This window comes from Pseudomonas sp. SDI (assembly GCF_003105155.1).
Taxonomy (GTDB): Bacteria; Pseudomonadota; Gammaproteobacteria; order Pseudomonadales; family Pseudomonadaceae; genus Aquipseudomonas.
Window position 1 is genome coordinate 1 of sequence record NZ_QETK01000061.1, and the last position, 3,216, is coordinate 3,216.

Consider the following 3,216-nt stretch of genomic DNA (forward strand, 5'->3'; position numbering starts at 1 on the left):
CATCACCAAGGTCGAAGGCGGCAATTACGAGAAGCTGGAACACTCGACCGACACGGTTACTACAACCGTGACTGATGTTCCTGGCACCGCTGATACCACCGGCCTGTCGCTCACTGCGACCGGCACTGTGGCTGAAGGTGGCCAGATCACCTACACCGCAACCCTGAGCAACCCAGCGGGCACGGCGGTGACGGTGAACCTGTCTAACGGCCAGTCGATTGTGATTGCTGCTGGGCAGACGTCGAACAGCATCAGCGTCGCCGCGCCCAAGGACGATGCCTATCTCGATGCTGGCGACGTCAGCGTGAAGATCACCAACGCTACTGGCGGTGATTTCGAGAAGCTGGACATCAGCGATACCGCTGCCGTGACGCACGTCACCGACACCATCGACACCAGCACCGTTACGTTGACGGCTTCGCCGAGCGTGAACGAAGGCGGCAACGTGGTTTACACCGCGTCCGTCACCGCTCCAGTCACCGGTTCGCCACTCACCGTGACCCTGGCCAACGGCCAGACCATCACCATTGGCGTCGGCGAAAGCTCCAACTTCGTTGAATTCAAAGCACCGAATAACGTGCTCAACACCAACGAAGTCTTGAGCAACAGCATCACCAAAGTCGAAGGCGGCAACTACGAGAAGCTGGAACACTCGACCGACACCGTCACCACGACAGTCACCGATGTGCCAGGTACCGTTGATACCACCGGCCTGTCGCTGACTGCGACCGGCACCGTGGCTGAAGGTGGCCAGATCACCTACACCGCGACCCTGAGCAATCCGGCAGGCACTGCGGTCACCGTAAACCTGTCTAACGGCCAGTCGATTGTGATTGCTGCTGGGCAGACGTCGAACAGCATCAGCGTCGCCGCACCTAAAGACGATGCCTACCTCGATGCTGGCGATGTCAGCGTGAAGATCACCAACGCTACCGGCGGTGATTTCGAGAAGCTGGACATCAGCGATACGGCGGCCGTGACGCACGTCACCGACACCATCGACACCAGCACCGTTACGTTGACGGCTTCGCCGAGCGTGAACGAAGGCGGCAACGTGGTTTACACCGCGTCCGTCACCGCGCCAGTCACCGGCTCGCCACTGACTGTGACCCTGGCCAACGGCCAGACCATCACCATTGGCGTCGGCGAAAGCTCCAACTTCGTTGAATTCAAAGCACCGAATAACGTGCTCAACACCAACGAAGCGCTCTCGAACAGCATCACCAAGGTCGAAGGCGGTAACTACGAGAAGCTGGAACACTCGACTGACACGGTTACTACAACCGTGACTGATGTTCCTGGCACCGCTGATACCACCGGCCTGTCGCTCACCGCGACCGGTACCGTGGCTGAAGGTGGTCAAATTACCTACACCGCCACCCTGAGCAACCCGGCAGGCACTGCGGTCACCGTGAACCTGTCCAACGGACAAAGCATCGTCATCGCCGCGGGTCAAACCTCGAACAGCATCAGCGTCGCCGCGCCTAAAGACGATGCCTATCTCGATGCTGGCGACGTCAGCGTGAAGATCACCAACGCTACCGGCGGTGATTTCGAGAAGCTGGACATCAGCGATACGGCGGCCGTGACGCACGTCACCGACACCATCGACACCAGCACCATTACGTTGACGGCTTCGCCGAGCGTGAACGAAGGCGGCAACGTGGTTTACACCGCGTCCGTCACCGCGCCAGTCACCGGCTCGCCACTGACTGTGACCCTGGCCAACGGCCAGACCATCACCATTGGCGTCGGCGAGAGCTCCAACTTCGTTGAGTTCAAAGCACCGAATAACGTGCTCAACACCAACGAAGCGCTCTCGAACAGCATCACCAAGGTCGAAGGCGGCAATTACGAGAAGCTGGAACACTCGACCGACACCGTCACCACGACAGTCACCGATGTGCCAGGTACCGTTGATACCACCGGCCTGTCGCTGACTGCGACCGGCACCGTGGCTGAAGGTGGCCAGATCACCTACACCGCGACCCTGAGCAATCCGGCAGGCACTGCGGTCACCGTAAACCTGTCTAACGGCCAGTCGATTGTGATTGCTGCTGGGCAGACGTCGAACAGCATCAGCGTCGCCGCACCTAAAGACGATGCCTACCTCGATGCTGGCGATGTCAGCGTGAAGATCACCAACGCTACCGGCGGTGATTTCGAGAAGCTGGACATCAGCGATACGGCGGCCGTGACGCACGTCACCGACACCATCGACACCAGCACCGTTACGTTGACGGCTTCGCCGAGCGTGAACGAAGGCGGCAACGTGGTTTACACCGCGTCCGTCACCGCGCCAGTCACCGGCTCGCCACTGACTGTGACCCTGGCCAACGGCCAGACCATCACCATTGGCGTCGGCGAAAGCTCCAACTTCGTTGAATTCAAAGCACCGAATAACGTGCTCAACACCAACGAAGTCTTGAGCAACAGCATCACCAAAGTCGAAGGCGGCAACTACGAGAAGCTGGAACACTCGACCGACACCGTCACCACGACAGTCACCGATGTGCCAGGTACCGCTGATACCACCGGCCTGTCGCTGACTGCGACCGGCACCGTCGCCGAAGGTGGCCAGATCACCTACACCGCCACCCTGAGCAATCCGGCAGGCACTGCGGTCACCGTAAACCTGTCTAACGGCCAGTCGATTGTGATTGCTGCTGGGCAGACGTCGAACAGCATCAGCGTCGCCGCGCCTAAGGACGATGCCTACATCGATGCTGGCGACATCAGCGTGAAAATCACCAACGCCACTGGTGGTGACTTCGAGAAACTGGACATCAGCGACACGGCAGCGGTTACCCGTGTCACCGACACCATCGACAATACCGCCGTCACCCTGACCGCCACCCCAAGTGCGGTGGAAGGCGGCGTCATCGTCTATACCGCCAGTGTCGGCGCGCCGGTTACCGGCAGCCCAGTGGTAGTGAACCTGGCCAATGGTCAGAGCATCACCATCGGCGTCGGTCAAAGCTCCAACTCGGTCAACTACACCGTTACCAACGACGTGTACCAGGGCCATGCGCCGGTCACCAACAGCATCACCACGGTCAGCGGCGGCAACTACGAGAACCTGGTCGCCAACCAGACCCCGGTCAGCACCAGCGTCACCGACAAAGCCGACGTTACGACGGTTAGCCTGAGCGCCAGCACCTCCGTGGCCGAGGGCGGCCAGATCGTCTATACCGCAACCCTGAACAACGCCGCCGA

Annotated in this window: 1 protein-coding gene; it reads left to right on the forward strand. The window is 60.2% G+C overall.

Features of this window, described 5'->3' with window-relative positions; all coding sequences use genetic code 11:
- A partial coding sequence (locus DCO48_RS22805) for an immunoglobulin-like domain-containing protein (protein ID WP_371919538.1) occupies nt 1-3,216 on the forward strand: 3,216 nt, incomplete at both ends.